At 64.8% G+C, this 20,876-nt stretch carries 23 protein-coding genes; 9 read left to right on the plus strand and 14 right to left on the minus strand.

Annotation, left to right across the window (positions count from 1 at the left end):
* Both AC062T_RS13825 and AC062T_RS13830 read left to right on the plus strand, forming a co-directional pair.
* The coding region (locus AC062T_RS13825; protein WP_476030973.1) for an ADP-dependent NAD(P)H-hydrate dehydratase at positions 1 to 451 on the plus strand (451 nt) is incomplete at its 5' end.
* Positions 448 to 1,668 carry a glycosyltransferase 87 family protein gene (locus AC062T_RS13830; protein ID WP_476030975.1) on the plus strand — a complete coding sequence of 407 codons (1,221 nt, stop codon included), beginning with the start codon at positions 448 to 450 and terminating at the stop codon, positions 1,666 to 1,668. The genes AC062T_RS13825 and AC062T_RS13830, both read left to right, overlap by 4 nt.
* Here the strand turns inward: AC062T_RS13830 and AC062T_RS13835 are convergent.
* From AC062T_RS13835 to AC062T_RS13865, 7 genes are all read right to left on the minus strand, one after another.
* Positions 1,665 to 2,333 (minus strand): response regulator, encoded by a 669-nt coding sequence (locus AC062T_RS13835; RefSeq protein WP_476030977.1) that lies wholly within the window; start codon positions 2,331 to 2,333, stop codon positions 1,665 to 1,667. The two genes, AC062T_RS13830 and AC062T_RS13835, sit on opposite strands and share 4 nt — an antisense overlap.
* Positions 2,334 to 2,367: 34 nt before the next feature.
* The gene (locus AC062T_RS13840; protein ID WP_476030979.1) at positions 2,368 to 3,615 is read right to left on the minus strand and encodes a hypothetical protein; all 1,248 of its coding nucleotides are present in this window, start codon (positions 3,613 to 3,615) and stop codon (positions 2,368 to 2,370) included.
* Positions 3,612 to 4,778, minus strand: coding sequence for a sensor histidine kinase (locus AC062T_RS13845; RefSeq protein WP_476030981.1), 1,167 nt, complete (start codon positions 4,776 to 4,778; stop codon positions 3,612 to 3,614). Before AC062T_RS13845 ends, AC062T_RS13840 begins: the two co-directional genes overlap by 4 nt.
* A 58-nt stretch (positions 4,779 to 4,836) precedes the next feature.
* Positions 4,837 to 5,499, minus strand: coding sequence for a response regulator transcription factor (locus AC062T_RS13850; RefSeq protein WP_476030983.1), 663 nt, complete (start codon positions 5,497 to 5,499; stop codon positions 4,837 to 4,839).
* Positions 5,500 to 5,513: 14 nt separating this feature from the next.
* Positions 5,514 to 6,719: a homoserine O-acetyltransferase MetX gene (metX, locus tag AC062T_RS13855; protein ID WP_476030985.1), complete on the minus strand. Its 1,206-nt coding sequence runs from the start codon at positions 6,717 to 6,719 to the stop codon at positions 5,514 to 5,516.
* 94 nt (positions 6,720 to 6,813) lie between these two features.
* Entirely contained in the window at positions 6,814 to 8,133 is a 1,320-nt protein-coding gene (locus tag AC062T_RS13860) for a bifunctional o-acetylhomoserine/o-acetylserine sulfhydrylase (RefSeq protein ID WP_476030987.1), read from the minus strand.
* A gap of 119 nt (positions 8,134 to 8,252) precedes the next feature.
* Positions 8,253 to 9,374 (minus strand): acyltransferase family protein, encoded by a 1,122-nt coding sequence (locus AC062T_RS13865; protein ID WP_476030989.1) that lies wholly within the window; start codon positions 9,372 to 9,374, stop codon positions 8,253 to 8,255.
* A gap of 50 nt (positions 9,375 to 9,424) precedes the next feature.
* On the opposite strand from AC062T_RS13865, the gene AC062T_RS13870 reads away from it, so the two are divergent.
* The gene (locus AC062T_RS13870) at positions 9,425 to 10,216 is read left to right on the plus strand and encodes an SDR family oxidoreductase (protein WP_476030991.1); all 792 of its coding nucleotides are present in this window, start codon (positions 9,425 to 9,427) and stop codon (positions 10,214 to 10,216) included.
* On the opposite strand, the gene AC062T_RS13875 is transcribed toward AC062T_RS13870, so the two are convergent.
* On the minus strand, positions 10,213 to 11,769 hold the full coding sequence (locus AC062T_RS13875; RefSeq protein ID WP_476030993.1) for an MFS transporter: 1,557 nt from the start codon (positions 11,767 to 11,769) through the stop codon (positions 10,213 to 10,215). The genes AC062T_RS13870 and AC062T_RS13875 overlap by 4 nt on opposite strands.
* Before the next feature lie 61 nt (positions 11,770 to 11,830).
* On the opposite strand from AC062T_RS13875, the gene AC062T_RS13880 reads away from it, so the two are divergent.
* The 4 genes from AC062T_RS13880 to AC062T_RS13895 all read left to right on the plus strand — a co-directional run bounded on the left by AC062T_RS13880 (position 11,831) and on the right by AC062T_RS13895 (position 13,931).
* Positions 11,831 to 12,304, plus strand: coding sequence for a phosphoribosyltransferase (locus tag AC062T_RS13880; RefSeq protein WP_108515667.1), 474 nt, complete (start codon positions 11,831 to 11,833; stop codon positions 12,302 to 12,304).
* Positions 12,301 to 12,963 carry a uracil-DNA glycosylase gene (locus AC062T_RS13885; protein WP_476030994.1) on the plus strand — a complete coding sequence of 221 codons (663 nt, stop codon included), beginning with the start codon at positions 12,301 to 12,303 and terminating at the stop codon, positions 12,961 to 12,963. Before AC062T_RS13880 ends, AC062T_RS13885 begins: the two co-directional genes overlap by 4 nt.
* Before the next feature lie 24 nt (positions 12,964 to 12,987).
* Positions 12,988 to 13,566, plus strand: a complete 579-nt coding sequence (locus tag AC062T_RS13890; RefSeq protein WP_476030996.1) for an N-acetyltransferase family protein — start codon at positions 12,988 to 12,990, stop codon at positions 13,564 to 13,566.
* 86 nt (positions 13,567 to 13,652) lie between these two features.
* Positions 13,653 to 13,931, plus strand: coding sequence for a hypothetical protein (locus tag AC062T_RS13895; RefSeq protein ID WP_476030998.1), 279 nt, complete (start codon positions 13,653 to 13,655; stop codon positions 13,929 to 13,931).
* 70 nt (positions 13,932 to 14,001) lie between these two features.
* Here AC062T_RS13895 and AC062T_RS13900 read toward each other — a convergent pair whose 3' ends face one another.
* The 3 genes from AC062T_RS13900 to AC062T_RS13910 are packed head-to-tail and all read right to left on the minus strand — an operon-like array spanning position 14,002 to position 16,039.
* Positions 14,002 to 14,769, minus strand: coding sequence for an ABC transporter permease (locus tag AC062T_RS13900; RefSeq protein ID WP_476031000.1), 768 nt, complete (start codon positions 14,767 to 14,769; stop codon positions 14,002 to 14,004).
* Positions 14,766 to 15,656, minus strand: a complete 891-nt coding sequence (locus tag AC062T_RS13905) for an ABC transporter ATP-binding protein (protein ID WP_476031002.1) — start codon at positions 15,654 to 15,656, stop codon at positions 14,766 to 14,768. Before AC062T_RS13905 ends, AC062T_RS13900 begins: the two co-directional genes overlap by 4 nt.
* Positions 15,653 to 16,039, minus strand: coding sequence for a GntR family transcriptional regulator (locus tag AC062T_RS13910; RefSeq protein ID WP_476031004.1), 387 nt, complete (start codon positions 16,037 to 16,039; stop codon positions 15,653 to 15,655). Before AC062T_RS13910 ends, AC062T_RS13905 begins: the two co-directional genes overlap by 4 nt.
* Positions 16,040 to 16,120: 81 nt before the next feature.
* Here AC062T_RS13910 and AC062T_RS13915 point away from each other — a divergent pair, with 81 nt between their 5' ends.
* Positions 16,121 to 17,536, plus strand: coding sequence for an amidase (locus AC062T_RS13915; RefSeq protein ID WP_476031006.1), 1,416 nt, complete (start codon positions 16,121 to 16,123; stop codon positions 17,534 to 17,536).
* Positions 17,537 to 17,540: 4 nt separating this feature from the next.
* Here the strand turns inward: AC062T_RS13915 and AC062T_RS13920 are convergent, their stop codons facing one another.
* Complete coding sequence (locus AC062T_RS13920; RefSeq protein WP_476031008.1) at positions 17,541 to 18,110, minus strand: hypothetical protein; 570 nt, start codon at positions 18,108 to 18,110, stop codon at positions 17,541 to 17,543.
* Between the two features lie 146 nt (positions 18,111 to 18,256).
* Positions 18,257 to 18,685 (minus strand): hypothetical protein, encoded by a 429-nt coding sequence (locus AC062T_RS13925; protein ID WP_476031010.1) that lies wholly within the window; start codon positions 18,683 to 18,685, stop codon positions 18,257 to 18,259.
* 79 nt (positions 18,686 to 18,764) lie between these two features.
* On the opposite strand from AC062T_RS13925, the gene AC062T_RS13930 reads away from it, so the two are divergent.
* Entirely contained in the window at positions 18,765 to 19,994 is a 1,230-nt protein-coding gene (locus AC062T_RS13930; RefSeq protein WP_476031012.1) for a glycosyltransferase, read from the plus strand.
* A gap of 25 nt (positions 19,995 to 20,019) precedes the next feature.
* Here the strand turns inward: AC062T_RS13930 and AC062T_RS13935 are convergent, their stop codons facing one another.
* Entirely contained in the window at positions 20,020 to 20,868 is an 849-nt protein-coding gene (locus AC062T_RS13935) for an arginase family protein (protein WP_476031014.1), read from the minus strand.
* Positions 20,869 to 20,876: the final 8 nt, after the last annotated feature.

Below are 20,876 nucleotides of genomic sequence, written 5' to 3' on the forward strand. Positions count from 1 at the left end.
CTCACTCGCCGGCGTGCCGGTTGGCCCCATCGTCATGACCCCTCACCACGGGGAGCTCGCAGCCCTGCTGGGCGTGAGCAGGGCGTCGGTGGCCGCCGACCCTGTCTCAAGCGCTATCAGGGGAGCCGAGCTCGCCTCTGCGGTGGGTCTTCTCAAAGGATCCCGCAGCGTCGTCGTCACCCCGGCCGGCGCTGTCATCCGCTGCCCGACCGCAACCCCGTGGCTTGCAACCGCGGGCCCCGGGGACGTGCTCGCGGGCATCCTGGGCGCCCTCGTGGCAACTCACGCCGCCGACATCGCAGCGACGGGGGAGTGGAAACTGGCTGAGCTCGCCGCCGCCGCAGTGATCATCCATTCGCGATCGGGGGAGCGGGCATCACAGGGTGGGCCGTTCACGGTGCGACAACTCGTCGCTGCGATTTCGCCCACGGTCGCGGAGCTTCTCGCGTGACGCGCACCATCTCGACGACCGGCGTTATTTGGCTGTGGGTGGCCTTTCTTGCCGTCAATGTGACGATCTCGTGGCTCGCCCTCACAGGCGACGGGCACCCGCTCGGCGACGTGTACCTGTATCAGTGGTGGATTGAGCAGGGTGCCGGCGGGGGGTCGTGGGTGGGCTTTGACGAGCCGTGGGTCTATCCCGTTCTCGCGCTCCTGCCGATGACTATTGCCTTTGTCGGCGGCGCGCAGGGGTATATCGTCGCGTGGCTAGTACTGGTTGTGCTGCTCAACTGTGCAGCGCTTGCCGTCCTTCTCGGCGCTGGCTCTCCGGCGCACCGTTCGCGAGCCTTGCGCGTCGGTTGGTGGTGGACAGCGTTCTTGCTGTTGCTCGGCCCCATCGCGGTTGGGCGCATCGACTCCATAACCGTGCCCATTGCCATAATCGCTCTGTGTCTCTTGGCCAAGCGACCCTTCATGACGGGGGTTCTGCTCGCCGTCGCAACCTGGATCAAGGTGTGGCCCGCGGCCGTAATCGCCGCGATCGTGGTCGCGAGTCGCTCTCGGTGGTCGGTCGTCGCGGGTGGCGCAGTAGTCACGGCCCTCATCGTTGTCGCCACGATCCTCCTGGGCGGAGGCGAGGTTCTGCTCAGCTTCATCACGCAGCAGACAGATCGCGGACTCCAGATTGAAGCGCCCGTGAGCGCGCCCTGGCTGTGGGCTGGCGCGCTGGGAGCGCAAGAAGCCGGGCTCTATTACGACGACGACCTGCTGACCTATCAGGTGTTCGGACCGGGGGCGGATGTCGTGGCCCAGATCATGACCGCGATCCTTGCCGTTGCCGTGGCGTCGATTGTGCTTCTCGCCGTATGGCTACAGGGCAGGGGGGCGAGGCCGGAGGCCCTGCTTCCGCCTCTGATGCTCGCGTTCGTCGTGGCCTTCATCGCCGTGAATAAGGTCGGCTCGCCCCAGTTCATCGCATGGCTCGCGGTGCCCATCATTTTCGGGCTCGTCGGCGCAGCATCCGCACGAGCGTTTCGCGTGCCCGCGGCTATCGCACTGGCGATCGCGGGCCTCACCCACTTTGTGTACCCGTACCTCTACGGCTACCTGCTCGACCTTGAGGTCTTCATGGTGGCGGTGCTCACGCTGCGCAATGTGCTGCTGTTCGTGCTACTGGCCTGGGCGATCACCGCGATGGTGAAAACTCCGAGGCAGCGCAGAAGCTAGAACTCGCGCGGGCCGTCGCTGCGCAGCAGGATGCCGTCAGAGATGGCGCGCTTACGAAGGGCAACCTTGGTGCCAACGTCGATCCCCGCGATGCGGTACTTCTCGCGAATGCGCTTGAGGTACGACTTGGCCGTCTCCTCAGAGATTCCGAGCTGGTAGGCAACGGCCTTAACGGGCTCGCCACCCCCATAGAGTGCCATGACGCGGCGTTCCTGGGCGCTGAGCTTGGGGGCACCGCCGACCTCTGTCGCGTTGATGGCAAGGTCGAGTTCCGCCGAGATGAACGACTCGTTGTTGGACGCCGCGCGGATGGCCTCGACGATCATCGAGGCGTCTTCGCTCTTGACGAGATAGCCGAGGGCGCCAGCCGCGAGGGCCTCGCGAACAACATTCGGCTCGGAGTATGTGCTCATGAGCACGGTCTTCACGCCCGCGGTGCGGAGCGTGGAGATCTTGAGAGAGATCGGCAGGTTGTCTTTGAGGTCGAGGTCGAGCAGCACAACATCGACGGGAAACTGCGGATGCGTCAGCAGCTCGGGCCAGCTAGAAACAGCGGCGACGAGGTTGATATCTGGTGCTGCAGAGCGCACCCACTCTGTGAGGGCCCCCAGAAGCATTTTGTGATCATCGACGATCGCCAGTCGGAGCGGCTGAGCAGTTGACACTGTTTCCCCTTTAGTTCTCTCTACGCCTTGAATGCTAATGGTCAGCTGGGTTGTCTACGAGACAGTTGATCTCGACACGCAGGCTTGAGTCATAGGTCGAGTCGGTATATCTGCCGACCTTTCCGATAGCTTCCCACGTCGAGGGGTCCACGCGATTGCGGGGGATGCCGGTGGTGGTGATCACAATGGGCACCGAAATCGTGCCGTCGGTGCGAGGCCGATCGGCTGCAGAGGCCGGCCCAATGGTGATCTCGACCGTCGCCGGGCGGGTTGCGCGGTCGCTTACGAGCAACCAGACCGCGGAGAGCAAACCGTCGCGCTGCCGGCGTCCCAGCAGGCCCGCGAGGCTGCTGCGGTCACTGAGCGTGACCGATCGCCCGAGCGTCTCCGACTCGGTTACGGCGTGATAGAGCCAGGTTTCGCGTCGTCCCTCGATGAGATGCAGGCGCAGTTCCGTCGCGAGCGAGGCCGCCCTCGATGCCATCCGCGAATCGAGGGGGAGCGAGAGCCGTCCCGTTGCTACAGAGTCAAGGAGTTCCTCGGCCGCGAGGTCGAGCCGGGCGAGCTCTTCTGAGGCGAGCATCCCGACGGCGAAGCGCGGCGCCGAGACGGTGCTCTGCACGAGAACCCTGTCGAGTTCGGTCTGCACAAGCCTGCGAAACCGGCGAACGATGTAGATGCCCGCGACGGTGGGGAACACCGCGAGAGCGAGAAAGCCGAGTTGGCTGGGCAGTGTGGTCGTGGTCACCGGCCCGTTGACGAGGATGCCCCAGGCGAGCACGACGGCAACTCCCGCCGCTGCGAGCAGAACTTCCCATGAGCGGCGGAGGGTAACCGAGATGAGCAGCCCGGCCGAGGCGCAGAGCGACGCGGTGCCGTACCCTGCGATGTTCTCAAGCGGCCAGATGGCGACAAAGTCGAGGGCGATGACTCCGAAGACGGTGGCGAGCACGATGGCAAAGAGCCAGTTCGGCATGCTCTCTCCGCGGGTCGCGATGGAGATCGCGACCCCGCCGAGACACAGCAACAGCAGGAGCCAGGCAAGAGCCACGGGGAGGGTGTCGGGGTAGGCATCCCAATTCCACACGAGCAGGGTGAGCCCGTAGACCATCTGCAGGGCGGCGATGACGCCAGCGCCAACGCCGAGAAAGCCGGTTCCCAGGCTCGAGCCCATCTCTTTTGCTTGACGGAGCGTGCGCACTGTGGGCACGTCTCCGGGGAGTCCTCGGCGTTTGCCGAAGATCACCCCGAGAGTGTTCTCTCCGAGGTCGGGATAGGTCATGTGCGAGGAACCTCCAGCACGACGGTCGTGCCAGCCCCCGGCGCCGAAAAGAGACGCGCATTGCCGCCGACCTCTTTGAGCCGGCCGACGATTGATTCTTTGTATCCGAGACTCTGCTCATCGACCTCGTCGAGCACAAAGCCAATTCCTTGGTCGGTGACCATTGCCCGCACGGTGGTCTCGTCCTCCGTGATGGTCACGTGCGCGTTGCTCACGCCGGCATGCCTGCGCACATTCTCCAGGCACTCCGAGAGGGCGAGCAAGAAGGCGTCGAGTACATCGCTCGGCAGCAGCACATGGCCTGTGCCGTGCCACGCAACCTCGAGCCCCATGCGCCCAAACCGCTGCTTCACCGATTCGAGCGTCGTGCCCAGGGGAGTCTCGGCCACGGGCTCAAGGTTGTAGTTTCCGGAGCTCGACGGGTTGACCGTCACCCCGAGGCGGAGCTGGCGGAGCAGCCTGGCGTCATCCGCTGCTTGCTGCCGCATGGAGTCCGCCGAGACACCAACACCGGAGTGGGCAAGCAGGGTCAGCGTCGCGAGCACGGTGTCGTGGAGCAACCTGGCTCCCTGGCGTCGTTGGGCTTCTGTTTCGCTCGCGCGGCGCTCGGCCATATGTGCGCGACCGATGCTGCGGATGCGGCGGGCAGCACGGGGAACGCTCGCGTTGAGCCAGTAGGCGAACACCGTGGAGAGGGCCCAGCCGAATGTGACGAGGATGGCCACGCGCGCGGCGAGGTCGCCCGTCGGTGCCGCAGACACCATGAGACCGAGGGAGAGGATGTAGGCGACCGCGAGCACCGTGTGGCGCCATCGGCCCTCGAGGAGCACCATCGTGAACGACGAGAGCCCGCCCGCCGCGAGCGGCGACATGGCGTTGAGCAGGGTGGCATTCGGTTCGGCGCTGCCGGGGATCTGCACGACCGCCAGAATGGCGAGCCCCGCCACGAGACCAGCGCACACGAGAGGGAGAGACCGGGAGTTGCCGATGAGCAGGTGCACGGCGAGTAGCACGATGAACAGCGGTACAACGGCGAACAGGATGTCGGTTTCGACGAGCCCGGGAACCAGAAAACACAGAAATGAGACGAGGGTGCTGGCTGTTCCGACCATGCGCGCGGATCGCTGAAGGAGGCGATCACGTTCCCGACCCAGCGCATCCACGGTGTAATCGTCACATACGGTGGCCCCCATCCGGGTGCAATCAGGCCGGTGAGCCGCGCTATTCCGGCCCGATCCAGCCTTCGCGCGCGGCGTGGCGACGCAGCAAGACCCTCGTGCCGAGGTCGATTCCGACCGCGCGGTACTTGCGCCGGGCGCGCTTGAGATAAGACTTGACCGTCTCATCGGTCGTCTCCATTTCGGCGGCAACCTCTTTGACGGAGCGGCCGGTGGAGTAGAGCATGATCGCCCGGAGCTCCTGTCGACCGAGACCCGGGGTCGAACCGCTGACGGCATCGATCTCGGTGAGCGCCACCGAGTGGCCGCGGTACCTATGCCCGGCGGCGGCGGCCCGGATGGCGCGAACGAGTTCGCCAGCATCGTCTGATTTGGGGACGAAGGCGAGAGCCCCGGCACGCATGGCCGATTGCACGGAGAACGCGTCGGCGTGGCGGCTCATCACGACGGTCTTGACGCCGACCGTCGCGAGAATCCGCAGTTTGGTCTCGACGGGCAGGTCGTCGCCGAGCCCGAGATCGAGAACGACCACGTCGACAGGAAAGAGCGGATGCGCGAGCAGGCCGACCCAGGTGGTCTCCGTGATGGCGACCTCGATATCGGGGTGACGAAACCGGATGTGGGCGGTAACGCCGTCAAGCACGATCCGATGGTCGTCGACAACAGCCACCCGAATCTGGGCAGAGCTGCGGGATTCGACGCTCATCGGCGTGCTTTCGGTCACGACGAGAGCAACCGCAGGAGCTGGGGACCGACGAGGTCATCCTCGATGAGAAACCCGTCGTGCCCAAAGCTCGACGTGATCACCACGGCCTCGTCGCCGTCGATATTGCCGCTGAGCCCTCGCGCAATGATCTGTTGGTCTGGCACCGGGAAGAGCCGGTCGCTGTCGATGCCGAGCACCAGCGCTTTGGCCGTCGCGCGGTCGAGGGCTGCATCGATTCCGCCCCGATCGCGGCCAACGTCGTGCGAGTTCATTGCCTCGACCAGGGTGACGTACGAGTTCGCGTCGAACCGACGGGTGAACTTATTGCCGTGAAAATCGAGGTAACTCTCGACGGCGAATCGGCCCTCGTCCCCGAGCGGGCTGATGTCGCTCTGCCAGCTTCGCTGGAACCGTGCGTTCAGCTCGTCGGGGGAGCGGTAGTTGAGAAGTGCCATGCGGCGGGCCAGCGCAAGCCCTCGATACGGGCCGTCGCCGTCAGCGGCGTCGTAGTAGTCGCCCCCGGCGAAGGCATCGTCCATGCGGATCGCCTCGATCTGCACAGAGTTGAGCGCGATCTGATCTGCACTGCTCAGCGCGGGCGCGGCGAGCACCGCAACTCGCTCAAGGCGCTCGGGGTGCCCGATCGACCACTCGAGGGAGTGCATGCCGCCCATGGAACCGCCGACTACGGCCGCCCAGCGAGAAATGCCGAGGGAGTCGCTCAGCAGTACTTGGGCGTTTACCTGATCGCGGATGGTGATGTAGGGGAAGCGGGCGCCCCATTCGATGCCCTCTGTCGTGTGCGACGCCGGGCCTGTCGTGCCCTGGCATCCGCCCAACATGTTCGGCGCGACCACGAACCACCGATCGGTGTCGATGTACTTGCCCGGCCCCACAATGCCCGACCACCAGCCGGCCGTTGCGTGCCCAACGCCGGCGGCGCCGAGCAGGTGGCTGTCGCCGGTCAGCGCGTGGAGGATGAGGATGGCGTTGCTGGCGTCGTCGTTGAGCTCGCCCCAGGTCTCGTAGGCCATACGCACGTGGGGAATGTGTCGCCCGCGCTCAAGAGGGAGGGGTCCGAGGTTGGCAAACTGGCGATGCCCGGCCGGGTCGCCCTCGCGCCAGGCTCCACTGGCCGGAGGCTTGCCGAGGAGAGCCTTGTTGTTCGCCGCTGTGACGAAGCTCGAGGGAACGCTGTCTTCGGGTGTCTGCCAGTCCATATCACTGCCCAGTATTGCCGAAAACGAAGGGCACCCGCGCTCCTGTTACGCGGGTGCCCTTCTTGGTCGTAATGCCGTGCCGGCGGTGGTGTGCCTAGGCGCGGCGTGCCGCGTCGGCCACCTTGCGGGCGGCGGTGAGGCCTGAGGCGAGATCCGCCTTGATGTCATCGATGTTCTCGAGGCCGACCGAGAGGCGAACCAGGCCGGGGGTGACCCCGGTCGTGAGCTGCTGCTCGGGCGTGAGCTGTGAGTGGGTGGTCGATGCGGGGTGGATGACGAGCCTGCGCACGTCTCCGATGTTCGCGACGTGGCTGAACAGCGACAGGCTGTTGACGAACTCACGGCCGGCGTCGACGCCGCCCTTGAGTTCGAACGACAACACGGCGCCGACGCCGCGCGGAGCGTACTTGTTCGCCTGGCCGTACCACGGGCTCGTCGGCAGGCCGGCGTAGTAGACGGTGTCGACATCCGGGTGGTTGTCGAGCCATTCGGCGACATCCTGGGCGTTCTGCACGTGGCGCTCGATGCGCAGGCTGAGGGTCTCGATGCCCTGAATCAGCGCGAACGCGTTATCCGGGGAGATGGCGGGGCCGAGGTCGCGCAGCAACTGAACGCGTGCCTTGATGATGTAGGCGATGGGGTCGCCCACCGCGGCCGTGTAGCTAGCGCCGTGGTAGCTGGGGTCCGGCTCGGTGAGTTCGGGGAACTTGTCCACGTTCTTGGACCACTCGAAGCGGCCACCATCCACGATGACGCCGCCGATTACCGTGCCGTGGCCGCCGAGGAACTTGGTTGCAGAGTGCACGACGATGTCGGCTCCGTGCTCGAACGGGCGGATCAGGTAGGGGGTTGCAATCGTGTTGTCCACGATGAGCGGCAGGCCATTCTCGTGCGCGACCGACGACACCGAAGCGATGTCGAGGATGTTGATCTTGGGGTTGCCAATCGTCTCGGCAAAGAACAGCTTGGTGTTCGGGCGAACGGCCGCAGCCCACTCGTTCGGGTCGTCCTGGTTCTCGACGAAGGTGGTCTCGATGCCGAGCTTCGCCAGCGTGTACTTGAACAGGTTGTATGTGCCGCCATAGATGGACGACGACGAAACGATGTGGTCGCCGGCCTGGGCGATGTTGAGAACCGCAAGGGTCGTCGCCGACTGCCCTGAGGCAACGGCCAGGGCTGCGGTGCCGCCCTCGAGCGCGGCGATGCGCTGCTCGAAAACATCCTGAGTCGGGTTCTGGATGCGGGTGTAGATGTTGCCGAACTCCGAGAGCGCGAACAGGTTCGCCGCGTGGTCGGCGTTGTTAAAAACGTAGGCCGTAGTGCGGTAGAGCGGCGTTGCTCGCGCGTTGGTTACGGGGTCGGGCGCGGCGCCCGAGTGGATCTGCTTCGTCTCAAACTTCCAGGCGTCGCTCATGGTGTTGCTCCTTAGTCTGTGGTGGCGCGTCGTAAGACCGTTGTGCGCGTCGTGGCCGAGCTTACGGAGTGGGGTATACCAGGGTCAACGCGGTGCGACACAGTCGGTAACGTGCTCGGCTAGTCCGGTCGATGGCGCTGCACCCCGTCGCGTCGTGACCCTGTGGGGTCGATGCGCGACTCGCCCGAAAGGTGGCTCGGAGGTGATCGGAACAACCAGGTCGGGCGAGGCTCGACAAGCGGTCGAAAAACGCGGCGCACCGGCTTCGAGGCCAGCACGACACTCAGCAGGACACAGCCGACAATCGTGGCGATTATCCAGGGAACGCTTGAGTGATCGCGCAGAAATGTGGATTCTCGCAGCGGATAGAGAACAAAGCTATGGAGCAGATACACGTACATCGTGCCCTGTCCGAGCTTGGTGATGGCCGTGGCGCTGCGCGGCACAAGAACGAAGAACGCAGCGGAGAACAGCACAGCCAGGGCGATGAGAGCGAGGCGCACGAACCCGGACCACCACTGCCCGCCCAGGTCGGAGTATGACTCGTCGTAGAACAACCAGAACCGCAGATCGATCTCCCGCCATAGGTCGGCATACACGGCCAAGACGGTGATGAGGGCGGTAAACAGAGCGATCGCCGCCGAACGCGCCCACCAGAGTGAGGTTGTGGCAAACCGCCAGCGGTCGACGAGCCCCCACTCCCGCAGCCGCCACCCCAGCACGAAAAACGGCAGGATGCCGAATGCCCGGGAGAGAGACAGGGTGTTATCGACATTGGCAAAGTACCCGACGCCAACCGAGACCGCGATCGCCAGAAGAAGCGGCCATTTGAGCAGCGCGAGGTAGGGCAGAATCAGCCGGAAAATGCCCAGGGCGAGCAAAAACCATAGCGTCCATGACGGCGTCGTCGGGTTGACCTCTCCTGTGCCCTGAAGGAGCTTCACCACCGTCCAGATGGTCTCCATGATGAAGTACGGCAACAGGATGTCGGTGATGACCTTGGTCATCTGGCGCTCGCCGGGGGGCGACGCCTTGGAGAAGTACCCGCTGATGATGGCGAACGCCGGCATATGAAACGTATAGATCGCCAGATAGATCACGAGGGCGACATCGCTCTCGGCCATCTGCCGCTGAATGCCGTGGCCTACCACCACGAGGGTCACGGCAATGAATCGCGCGTTGTCCCACAGGGGCACTCGCACGCGAGGCCGCCCGCCGGCCGCGATGGAACGGGTAGACACTCAGACCTCCTCGTGAAAAGCACCCTAGTAAGCAACGGTACCTTTGACCTGTGAACAAGCGACGGGTCGTAGTTACGGGTGCCAGCTCCGGAATCGGGGCAGCGACAGTGCGAGCGCTGCTCGCCGAGGGATGGGATGTCACCGGGGTAGCCAGAAGGGCAGACCGGCTGGCGGCTCTCGCAGAAGAGACGGGGGTCGATGTTGTTGTCGCCGACCTCACCTCCGACTCTGACGTGCAGGCACTCCGGAGTCATCTTGCTGCCCGCGGCCCCCTTCACGCCCTCGTGAATAACGCCGGGGGTGCATTCGGCACCGACTCGGTAGAAGCCAGTTCGGTGGACGACTGGGCGCGCATGTTCGACATCAACGTGCTTGCGGTGCAGCGCGTGACGAGTGCTCTGCTCCCGCTGTTGCGCGAGGGCGCTGCAGAAGCCGCGGACGGCGATGTCGCCCACGCGGACATCCTTACCGTCAGTTCAACGGCGGGACTCGTCTCGTACGAGGGCGGCGGAGGCTATAACGCCGCCAAATTCGCGGTTCACGGCGTCATCGGTGCGCTGCGCCTCGAGCTTGCGGGCGAGCCGATTCGGGTGCTCGAGATTGCCCCGGGAATGGTGCGCACCGACGAGTTCACCCTCAACCGCGTTGGCGGCGATCACCAACGAGCAAACTCCGTCTATGAGGGGGTCGAGCATCCGCTGGTCGCCGAGGACATCGCCACGGTCATTGCCCAGACGCTTGGCCTGCCCGGGCACATCAACCTCGACCTCGTTGTAGTCCGCCCCGTGGCGCAGGCGGCCCAGCACAAGGTTGTGCGTGAACCTCTGACTCCTAGGAACTAAGAGTTCTCGCCGTCGCTGAGCCGGGCATCTGGGAGCAGCGCCGTCGGGGCTGCCGCAGCGAGGGCAGCAGCGGCGGCGTCCAGCTCCGAAGCATCCGAAGCATCCGAAGCATCCGCGAACGACAGCTTGGGCACCATAAATAGCAGAGCGGCCGCGATGAGTGCGCCGACGCCGCAGATCGTCCAGACCATCATGTAGCCGAACAGGCTGCTCGCTGTCGAACCGGCCACCTGCACGGCACCGATCGTGAGCACGATGGCAAAGATCGACGACGCGAACGAGCCGCCGATGGTCTTGGTGGTGTTGGTGAGAGCCGAAGCGACGCCCGTCTGGCCGCGAGGGGCGGCGACTGCGGCGGCGGCCGGCATCGCCCCCATGAGAACACCGCTTCCGAGCCCCGCTATGGCCATATTGGTGAACACCTGCCATGCCTCGAGATGGAAGGGGATGAAGAGCAGATATCCGGCCGCCACGAAGAATGCGGCGATGATGAGCGCCGTCCGGGGCGTGAAGACCCGCGAAATGAGGGGGAAGAGTAGCGCGCCCACGATCATCGAGATCAGGTAGAGACCGATCAGAATCGAGATGCTCCCCGAGGTGAGGCCGAGTCCGTAGCCGACCTCTCCGGGATCCGTGCCCGCATACGTCGAGAGAGGTGCCTGCGCGCCGAGAATGCTGATGCCGATGAGGAACGCCGTCAGCTGAACGGGCCACATGTTGGGCTGGGCCAGCACCCGCAGGTCGATCGCGGGGTCCTTGTGCCTCAGCTCGAACTTGGTGAACGGCACGAACACGAGCACCCCGAGCAGCATTATCGCGAACACCCAGAGCTGCGGTCCGTTGAACTTGAGGAAGGTGAGGCCCGAGGTGATGAGCAGGAGCCCCATCGTGAGCAGCGAAAAGCCCACCCAGTCGAGGGTGCGGTTCGGCAGCGGCTCAGATTCTGGCACCCCAAAGAGGATGACGAAGAAGACCAGGGTCACGGCGATTGCCGGCACCATCATCGTGGGGACCATGGACTGCTGCAGCATCGCTTCGCCACCGAACGCGCCGAAGACGGCGGCGCCTCCGAGCGCGCCCGCGATGGCTCCCGCCTCGAGCCCGACGATGAGAAGCGCGGCAGCCTTACGGGTTGCCGATGCTGCATGGCCCGTTCTGCGCCCCTTATCGAAGATGAGCGCGATCTCGAGCGGCAGCCAGACCACGTAAAAGCCCTGCAGCGTCCAGGCGATCAGGAACGACGTGAAGTCCCCTGCGAAAGCCAACCACCACGTCGCGCCGGCCGTGAGCACGGTCGAGATCAGCAGGATTCGCTTGTGCCCATACATGTCGCCGAGCTTGGCGAGGATGGGCACGACGAGGGCCGAGAGCAGCAACTGGCTGCCTTCGAAGATGTTGAAGTCAGCGTCGCGGATGCCGAGGTAGTCCACCAAGTCGGGGATCAGGGGCACATAGAAGCCCTGCAGGATGCCGCTGACGAACTCGACAAAGAAGAGAAACCCGATGAGCGATGCCGTGACCGAACCGGCGCGTGACCCCAGCAATTTCCGCATGGGGTGAGCGTAGTGGTGAAATGGTGCCGGGGATATTCCCCCTTCTGAGTGATGGGTGCACATGAACGACGAACGCGAGAACCTGACCTGGCCGGTATTCGGGGAGGCGTCGCGTGAGCTGGCTACCTCGGTGGCCGCAAGCGGGTTCATGCCCGATGTTGTTGTCGCGATCGCCCGCGGGGGAATGCTCCTTGCCGGATCGATCGCCTACGCCCTCGGCGCCAAGAGCTGCGGCGCTCTCAACGTTGAGTTCTACACGGGTGTCGGCACTCGGCTGGCCGAGCCCGTGGTGCTGCCGCCCATGCTCGATCACGCCGCCCTCGCCGGTAAGAAGGTGCTGCTCGTCGACGATGTCTCCGACTCGGGCCGCACCCTCGCCCTTGTGCTCGCGATGCTGCGAGATAACGGAGCGGATGTGCGCTCGGTGTGCCTCTACAGCAAGCCCGGCACGGTGCAGGAGCCCGATTATGTGTGGAAGACGACCGACCGGTGGATCAACTTTCCCTGGTCGGTGCTTCCTCCCGTCACAGCATGATCGCGTGGCCGCCTGAGCGGATGGACGCCGGTTGGGCGGCCGCGCTTTCCCCTGTCGCCGAGACGATCACGTCGCTGGGGGAGTTTCTTGCGGGGGAGGAGCAGTATCTGCCGGCGCAGGCTGACGTCTTTCGCGCGTTCGAGCATCCTTTCGCCGATGTTCGGGTGCTCGTCGTGGGCCAAGATCCGTATCCGACGCCGGGTCATCCCATCGGGCTGTCGTTTGCCGTCGAGCGCCACGTGCGTCCGCTGCCGAGAAGCCTGAACAACATCTACCGCGAGCTGGCCGACGATGTGGGGGTTACGCCGCCTGCCCACGGAGACCTCACGAGCTGGAGCAAACAGGGCGTCATGCTGCTCAACAGGGTTCTCACGGTGCGGCCGGGGGAGTCGGGGTCGCACAGGGGGCGAGGCTGGGAACAGGTCACGGATGCCGCCATCAGCGCGCTTGCAGGTCGCGGGTCACCCCTGGTCGCCGTGCTCTGGGGTGCCCAGGCGCGCTCACTTGAGCCGCTTCTCGGGGCGACCCCCATCGTCTCCTCCGCGCATCCGAGCCCGCTTTCTGCGTCGCGAGGCTTCTTCGGCTCTCGTCCCTTTAGCCGGACGAATAAGCTCTTATCGACGCAGGGTGCCGATCCCATCGATTGGAACATCGAATGACGACGCGGGCGAGGACGTGACGCAATGCTCGAAGAGGAATACCAGGTGCGGCGCAAGCTGCCAGTGCACTTGAGGCCTAAGGCCCCGGAGCCTGAGCAGTTCGCCTATTCCGTGCGCGCCGCGACCGCAGAAGATCTTCCGTCGATTCGCGCGATCTATAACCACTACGTCGCCAATTCCACCGTCACGTTCGACGAGAAGCCGATGGCGTTGCGCGAACTGCGGTCCAAGTTCGCGCACATCCAAAAACTGGGTTTTCCGTTCATTGTTGCCCAAAGCCCCTCCGGCGAGATTCTCGGGTTTGCCTATGTGTATCCCTGGAAGGAGAAGGCCGCCTATCGATTCACCGTGGAGAACTCGATCTATCTGGGGCCGGCCGCAACGGGCAAAGGCCTTGGTTACGCGCTCATGGACGAGCTCATCGTTCGCTCTAAGGCGGCCGGAATCAAAGAGATTGTGGCGGTCATCGCCGATCGCGGTGCCGAGGGCTCGATCAGGCTGCACGAGAAGTTCGGGTTCACCGAAATCGGGCGGATGGGGCGGGTCGGGTTTAAGTTCGGTCGCTGGCTCGGCACGATTCTCATGCAAAAGTCGCTCAAGTAGTCGTGGAGGAGGCACCCCGCGCCAGGCCGACTCCCCACAGGGTCGTCGCGTCGGCCCGAGCTCATATCCTCGCGAAGCCCCGCCCCGTGTTCGAGCTTCTCGATGAGCGGCTCGTCGCTGGCCTCGGTTCTCGCGCTGCCTATTACGCGGACTCTCGCGCATGCCTTGTGGTGGTGCAGCGCGGATGGTCTCGGGCCGAATACCGGGTGGTCGCCGACGACTCCGGCTCGAATGTGGAGTTCGTTCTGCTCGATATCTCTCGCAGCCAGCGTGAACGGGGCCGGTTCACGGGTGCCCGCGTCATCGAGACGGCCCCGGCGCTTTTCGAGCGGATGCTGCGCGAACTGCGCCTGCGCTTGGAATAGTCAGCATCGCACCACCAGGGCGGCCGCGCCGTGGTTTCTCACGACGCGACCGCCCTGGCGGGATCACACGCTAGGCCTTGGGAGTGGCCCTGCGCATCAGGAAGAATCCTGCAACGGCCGCTGCCGCCGTGAGGAGCAGGCTCCACGCTGCTACTCCGAGGGATCCATTGGTGATGAACCACTCACCGACGGCCGGCCAGCTCTGGGTCTGCGTGATCAGCACAATCGCGCCGAGCACGATGAGAGTGAGCACGGCGAAGAACGCGATCATTCCGTTTGACTTCCATCTCACGTAGACCGACGCCGTCGCGGCACCGATAAAGAAGAAGAACAAGAAGACGAACAGGTACAACACGAATCGCGTGCCGATGTCGTCGGCGCCAAAGTACACGACGTCGAACATGTGACCGCCGAGGCCCCACCCGTTCGTTGCCCGTTCGATCGTCGCGAGAATCGCCATGATCGCTGCGTAGTAGACGCTCAACAGAATGAAGGCGACGGAGCTGCCGAGATAGAAGTCTCGGCGCGTAACGCCGTAGCCGAGGGCGAAGGGAAACGTGAGGTTCACAGCCTGGACTGCGACCACAAGCATGTAAACGAAGATGAACAGCGACGCCCCGCTGAACTGCATTCCCTCGCTGACATCTGCGGCATCGGATGCTCCGACCGAGGTGAAGACGAGCAGCCAGATCACGTAGTTCACCAAGAAGATGAACCCGAGGATCAGCAGCGGGAGCGCCATCAAGGGGAACGCATTGGTGAAATGAAGCTTGGTGACGTTGATAATCCTGCGGGCTTCGGCCGATGCCGATTTCTGGGGTGTGGTCACTGTGCTCATGCGCTCTTCTCGAATTCCTGTGTCGAGGTGTTGGTCTTGCGGATGACGAGCTGTTGCAGCGAGACGGGCGACAGCTCAAGGCCGGCGTCATGGGCGACCTTGCGATCGGCGGGGCTGAGGGGTCCGACCGTGACAGAAGCGAGCCCTCCTACGCCTTCTCGGTGCAGCACCTCACGGTCGGCCACGAAGCTGTCAACGCTCGCGCGGGTGCCCACGACGACCGTCGCGGATTCGCGCAGCGTCTCGGCATCCTGATCCAGCACGATGCGCCCCTGGTCGATCACAATCACGTGCTCGAGCAGGTTGCTCACCTCATCGATCAGATGGGTCGAGAGGATGACGGTGCGAGGTCGCTCCGCGTAGTCCTCAAGGAGGCGGTCGTAGAAGATCTGGCGGGCCACCGCGTCGAGCCCAAGGTAGGGCTCATCGAAGAAGGTGAGCGGTGCGCGGGAGGCTAGGCCCACGATTACGCCCACGGCCGAGAGCTGCCCGCGTGAGAGCTTCTTGATGCGTCGTTTGACGGGGACTCTGAAGTCTTCGATGAGCTGCTCCGCATAGTCGGCATCCCAGTTCTCAAAAAACCACGGCGCGCTCCGCAACACATGCTTCACGAGAAAGTCGTCGGGGTACTTCTGGCTCTCTTTGATGAAGCAGACGTGCTGAAGCACGCTGGCATTCTCCACGGGGGTCGCGCCGAAGACTCTAATGTCGCCGGTGGTCGCGAAGTCCTGCCCTGTGAGCAGGTTCATGAGGGTCGTCTTGCCAGCGCCATTACGACCGAGTAGGCCGTAGATGCGGTTCTCTTCGACGGTAAAGCTCACGTCGTCGACGGCGCGAACGTTGCCGAACTGTTTCGTGAGGTGGCGCACGTCGATGACGTTGTTCATGCCGTTTCTCCTTGGGCTGCGGTGGCGGATGCTGGTGATGCGGTGCGGATCATTTCCGCGAGCTGCTCGCGAGGAATGTCGAGCTTGGCCGCTTCTGCGATGAGGGGGCGCACATACTGCGACTCAAACTGGTCGCGGCGCTGGGCGACAATGCGCCCGCGGGAGCCTTCTGCGACGAACATTCCAATGCCTCTCTTCTTGTAGAGGATTCCGGCATCAACGAGGAGGTTGACGCCTTTTCCTGCAGTTGCGGGGTTGATGCGGTAGAAGCTCGCGAATTCATTGGTCGACGGCACTTGGCTCTCTTCGGGCAGGGCGCCGCTGAGAATGTCGTTCTCGATCTGTTCGGCGAGTTGCACGAAGATCGGGCGTCCCTCGTCCATGGAGTTCCTTCGTGTTGGTCGGTTAGTTACTCAACTAATGAACCACATAACGTGATCCTCGTCAACCCCTAGGCTCAGTGTGTGTTTGAACTTCATCACCTCACCGCGCAAGAGCAATGGCAATGGCTGCAGAGGGGGGACATCACCCCGACGGAGCTGGCCACTCACTACCTCGATCGCATCGACAGGCTCGACTCTGGGCTCGGTGCGTTTGTCACCGTCACACCCGAGCGTGCGCTGGAGCGCGCCGCAGAGGTCGAACGGAGCGTGCCTCGCAGCGCCGCGCTCTGGGGGCTGCCCTTCGGTGACAAGGACCTCACGATGCGAGCCGGTATTCGCACGACCTATGGCTCGCGTCTCATGGCCGACTTCGTACCGGAGAAAAGCGATGAACTCCCCGAGGCGCTCGATGCAGCGGGCGCCGTAAGCCTGGGCAAGACCAACACACCCGAGTTTGGGCTGCCGGCATACACCGAATCACGGGTGGCGCCGCCCGCCCGCACCCCCTGGGACACCACTCTCGGTGCTGGCGGTTCGAGCGGCGGTGCCGCAGTAGCTGTCGCCGCCGGACTGCTTCCGTTCGCACCGGGCTCGGACGGCGGGGGGTCGATTCGCATCCCCGCAGCGGCAACCGGGCTTGTCGGGCTCAAACCCACGAGGGGTCTTGTTCCGGCGGGCTCAGGGATTGCCTCACTCGGCGGGCTGGCCGTCTCGGGACCGCTGGCTCGCACTGTGTCGGATGCCGCGATGCTCCTCGACGCCATGATCGGCACGACGGACTTTCCCTACACTCTTCGTGCGCCGAGGTGGAACGAAGGGCCGCTCCTCGGGGCGGCAATGCGCGGGGAGGGGCGCTTCAGCCTCGCGGTCATGACCACCTCGCCCTGGGACGACGCCTACGACATAACGATCGACCCCGAGGCGATGGCGGCACTCAACCATGGTGTCGCCGAGCTTGCGGCGCTCGGACACGGCATCGAGGAGCTATCGCTCGAGCCCTCACCCGATTACGCGCGCGACTTTCGCACAATCTGGCAGGCGGGAGCATCCGGAATCCCCGCGGAGGGCGACGCGCTGTCTCTGCTCGAACCGCTCACCCAGTGGCTAGTGGCGCGGGGCCGCGAACTCAGCGCGCGACGCCTCGCCGATGCTCTCTCGGGGCTGACCGCGTTCGAGCGCTCAGTGATCCGCCAGTTCGCCCATGTCGATGCTGTGGTCACCCCGTCGCTGGCGCTCACCCCGCGGCCCGTCGGCTGGTACGACGCGGAGGACGGGGAGCGAAACTTTGAACAGCAAGTGCAGTACACCCCGTTCACGTCGTTCGTGAATGTGAGCGGGCTGCCCGCGATCACCCTCCCTGTGCACCAGACCGATGACGGTCTGCCCATGGGAATTCAACTGATCGGGCGGCCGGGCGGTGAGGCCACGCTGCTAGCCATTGGCGCGCAGCTTGAGCGCAAGCTGCAATGGCACCGCCGGCACCCGTCCGTCTGGTGAGGTACTAAGGGCGCTTGGCGATGACGCCGCGGATCTCGTCGATTCCGGCGAGCTCCTGCGAGTGGAACCAGGCGCCGTCCTCAAAGAGGTAGGTCTCGTTGTGGGTGCGGGTTTCGTCAGGCGCGCCGAGGCTGAACACCAGGTCGGTGCCAGCGGGCGAACTCACGAATCCAGCTGCCTGCAACTCGGCCTGCACGAGTGCCGCCTGCTCGGCGTTGATGGGGGAGTAGCCGAAGGTGACCCACCAGTCGCTGTTGGGAAGAAACCAGCGGCAGGAGAGGCCGCCGTAATCGAAGAACTTGGCCTCCACGCTCGCTTCTGACCGCAGATCGGACTCGTAGTCCTCGGCGGGGATGAGCCCGACGCTATCGAATTCATCGAGCGTCGACTGGGTCACGAGAGTGTCGCAGGTGAGCGGCGCTGGCTCCTCGGGAGTCTGCGAAGGCTCGACCGTTGTGGTCGGGGTCGACGGCGGCGGAGTCGAGGGCTGAGAGGCATTCGACTCGGGGCTTGAGCAGCCAGAAACAGCAAACGCAACCAGGGCAGCTGCTGCTACGACGATGCGAATCTTCATGATCCTCCAGAGTGGAGCCCCCGACGGCGCTCAGGCGGCGGGGAACACAAAGACCCCGTCACGAGAATACTGCAGACCCGCTGCACTATTCGGCGGCCGTGTGCTCTGTTATCAAGGCGTGATGCGCCGGCCGCTGGCGGGAACCCTCACCGATAGCCACCGCGCTCGAGACCGGCCTCGATCTCGAACCGATTGGAGTGGGCATCGAGACCTGCGGCGAAATAGAGCGGGATGAAGGCGAGCCCGTACGTGCGCCACTGGCGGCGATGCACGGCCTCGTGATCGAGCACCCCGTCGGAGGTGGCATCCCGCGTGAGATAAACGGCACCGATCGTTGTGCCGCCACGACCAAACGACCAGCGGGGGCAGCCCGTCGCAACAAGCACGCCGCGTCGCCGATGGATTCGCCCCCTGCTCATCGCTGCAGCCCACACGAAGCCGACGGCGCTGGCGAGCCAGTATCCCGGCCGTGCAACACACGGGCTTATCGCGAACCGCCTCGCTGCCGGATGCCGTCGGCCATAGTCAACGAGGCGAACGCACGCGGTCTGCCATGCGCCCTGCTGTGCCGTCATGAGCCATTAATACCAGGCGACCTCAGTAACGGACCTTCGCTCCCGGCGCCACGACAGCCAGAGCGAATACCATGACAGCATGACGAGCAAGATCACGCGGGTCGCGCTCGTGTCCATGCACACCCCACCGGCGCAGCAGCCCGGCACCGGGGATTCTGGCGGTCTCAACGTTTCTCTCATGGGCACCGCCCATGAGCTTGCGGCGCGAGGCATCGAAGTCGAGCTTCTCACTCGGGCTGAGGGGCCGCCCTCAGTCACCCTGATCGAACCGGGGGTGAGCATGCACGCCATCCCCGCCGGCCCGCCGCGAACGGTGGCAAAAGGAGAGCTGCGCCTGCTCGCCGATGAGTTCGGGGAGGCCGTTGCCCGACTGGCGGGGCGGGATTCGCCGCGCTACGACATCATCCATTCCCACTATTGGCTGAGCGGGGTCGCGACCCTGCCGGTCGCCCTCGAGTTGCGGGTGCCGTTCGTGCAGTCGTTTCACACCCTAGCCGCGCTAAAGAACCGGCACGCAGGGCCGGGCCAAGCACTCGAGCCTCGGGCGCGGCTCGGCGCTGAGGCCTATCTTGCGGGGCAAGCGGGCGCCGTTGTGGCAGGGTCATCCGCCGAGGTGTCGAGCCTGATCGACGATCTGCGGGCGCCGGCGGAGCGTGTCTGGGTGATCCCGCCGGGAGTCGACACCGAGCATTTCTCCCCGACGAGGGCCGGGGCCGTTGACCGCGCCCGTGTGCGGCACGACCTCGAGGAGGGCCGGCCCGTCCTCGCGGTCGTCGGAAGAGTGCAGCCGCTCAAGGACCAGGAGCTCGCCATTAGGGCGCTCGCGGCGGCAGGCGAACTACGCGAACGGGTTCCCCTTCTCGTAATCGCAGGCGATGCCACCCCCGGCGAGGCCGATTACCTCGCGTCATTGCGCTCGCTGGCCGACGAACTCGGCGTTGCCGAGCACATCCGCTTTGCCGGCTCGCTAGATCGGGATGCTGTGGCAGATTTGCTGACGACGGCAACGGCAACGCTCATCCCCTCTCACTCCGAGACTTTTGGCATCGTGGCCCTCGAATCGGCCGCGAGCGGAACCCCGGTGATCGGATATCGCAGTACCGGTCTCACTGATTCGGTGGCAGAAGGGCGCTCCGGAATTCTGCTCGACAGCCGCAGCCCTGCGGTCTGGGCGCAGGCGATCGTGCGCCTGCTTGAAGATGGCAAACTTCGTGCCACTCTGGGCGACGGCGCGCGCGACCACGCCCTTGGCCACACCTGGGCAGCAACGGCAACAGCCCTGTTGGGGGTCTACGCGAGCCTCAGCTGACCACGCGCGCCGGGCATCCTGGCCGCTATCGGGTCAGAGCACCGATGATGCGCAGAATGGTCGCCATGTCGTCATCGGCTTCTTCGGGGGATGCCGGGGCGAACTCGGTTATGCCAGCGCCGGAGAGCGCGTAGCGCCCGCGCAGTGCCGCGATCATCGCCACGAGATCTGCAGCGCTGAGCCCGAACGGCACGGGTGAGCTGATTCCCTGGATGATGCCGGGGTCAAGAACATCGAGATCGACATGGATATAAACCGATGTCGCCCCCGTCGACTCGACTGCGTCTAGAAGCTCGGCGATCATGGCCGCTGCGGCATCCTGTTCTCCGATGCCCGCAGTGGGCGCGATCATCCGGATGCCCTCCTGCTCGATGAACTCGGCCTCACCGTCATCGAGCTGCCGGGCCCCGACGACGACAACTCGGTGCGCCGCGAGCGGGTCGGCGCAGACGAGCTCCTCGGCGCCGTGGCCGAGGAGTGTGCGCAGCACCATGCCCGTGAAGGCACCGCTAGGCGACGACTGGGGAGTATTGAGGTCCGGGTGGGCATCGAACCAGACCACGCAGGTATCAGGTGAGTGGGTGAGCGCGTGCGGCACCGCGGCGAGCTGCACCCCGCAATCGCCGCCGATCGTTATCGCCGGGCCTCCATGGGCGAGCAGGGCTTCGGCCAGCCGGTCTCGCACCATCAAGAGGGATGAAAGCCGGGCCACGCTCGTGCCGAGGGCATCGCCGGCGCCGATCGGAACATCGATCAGGGTCGTCGATGCCGCGGGAAGATCATTGCTGATCGCATGCGCCCCATCGGCCAACCGCATCGCGCGCGCCGAGCCAGAGCCCTGCCATTGGGGAACAACAAAAAATGAGGCGGCCACGGCGTCAG

The organism is Homoserinimonas sp., from assembly GCF_056262345.1.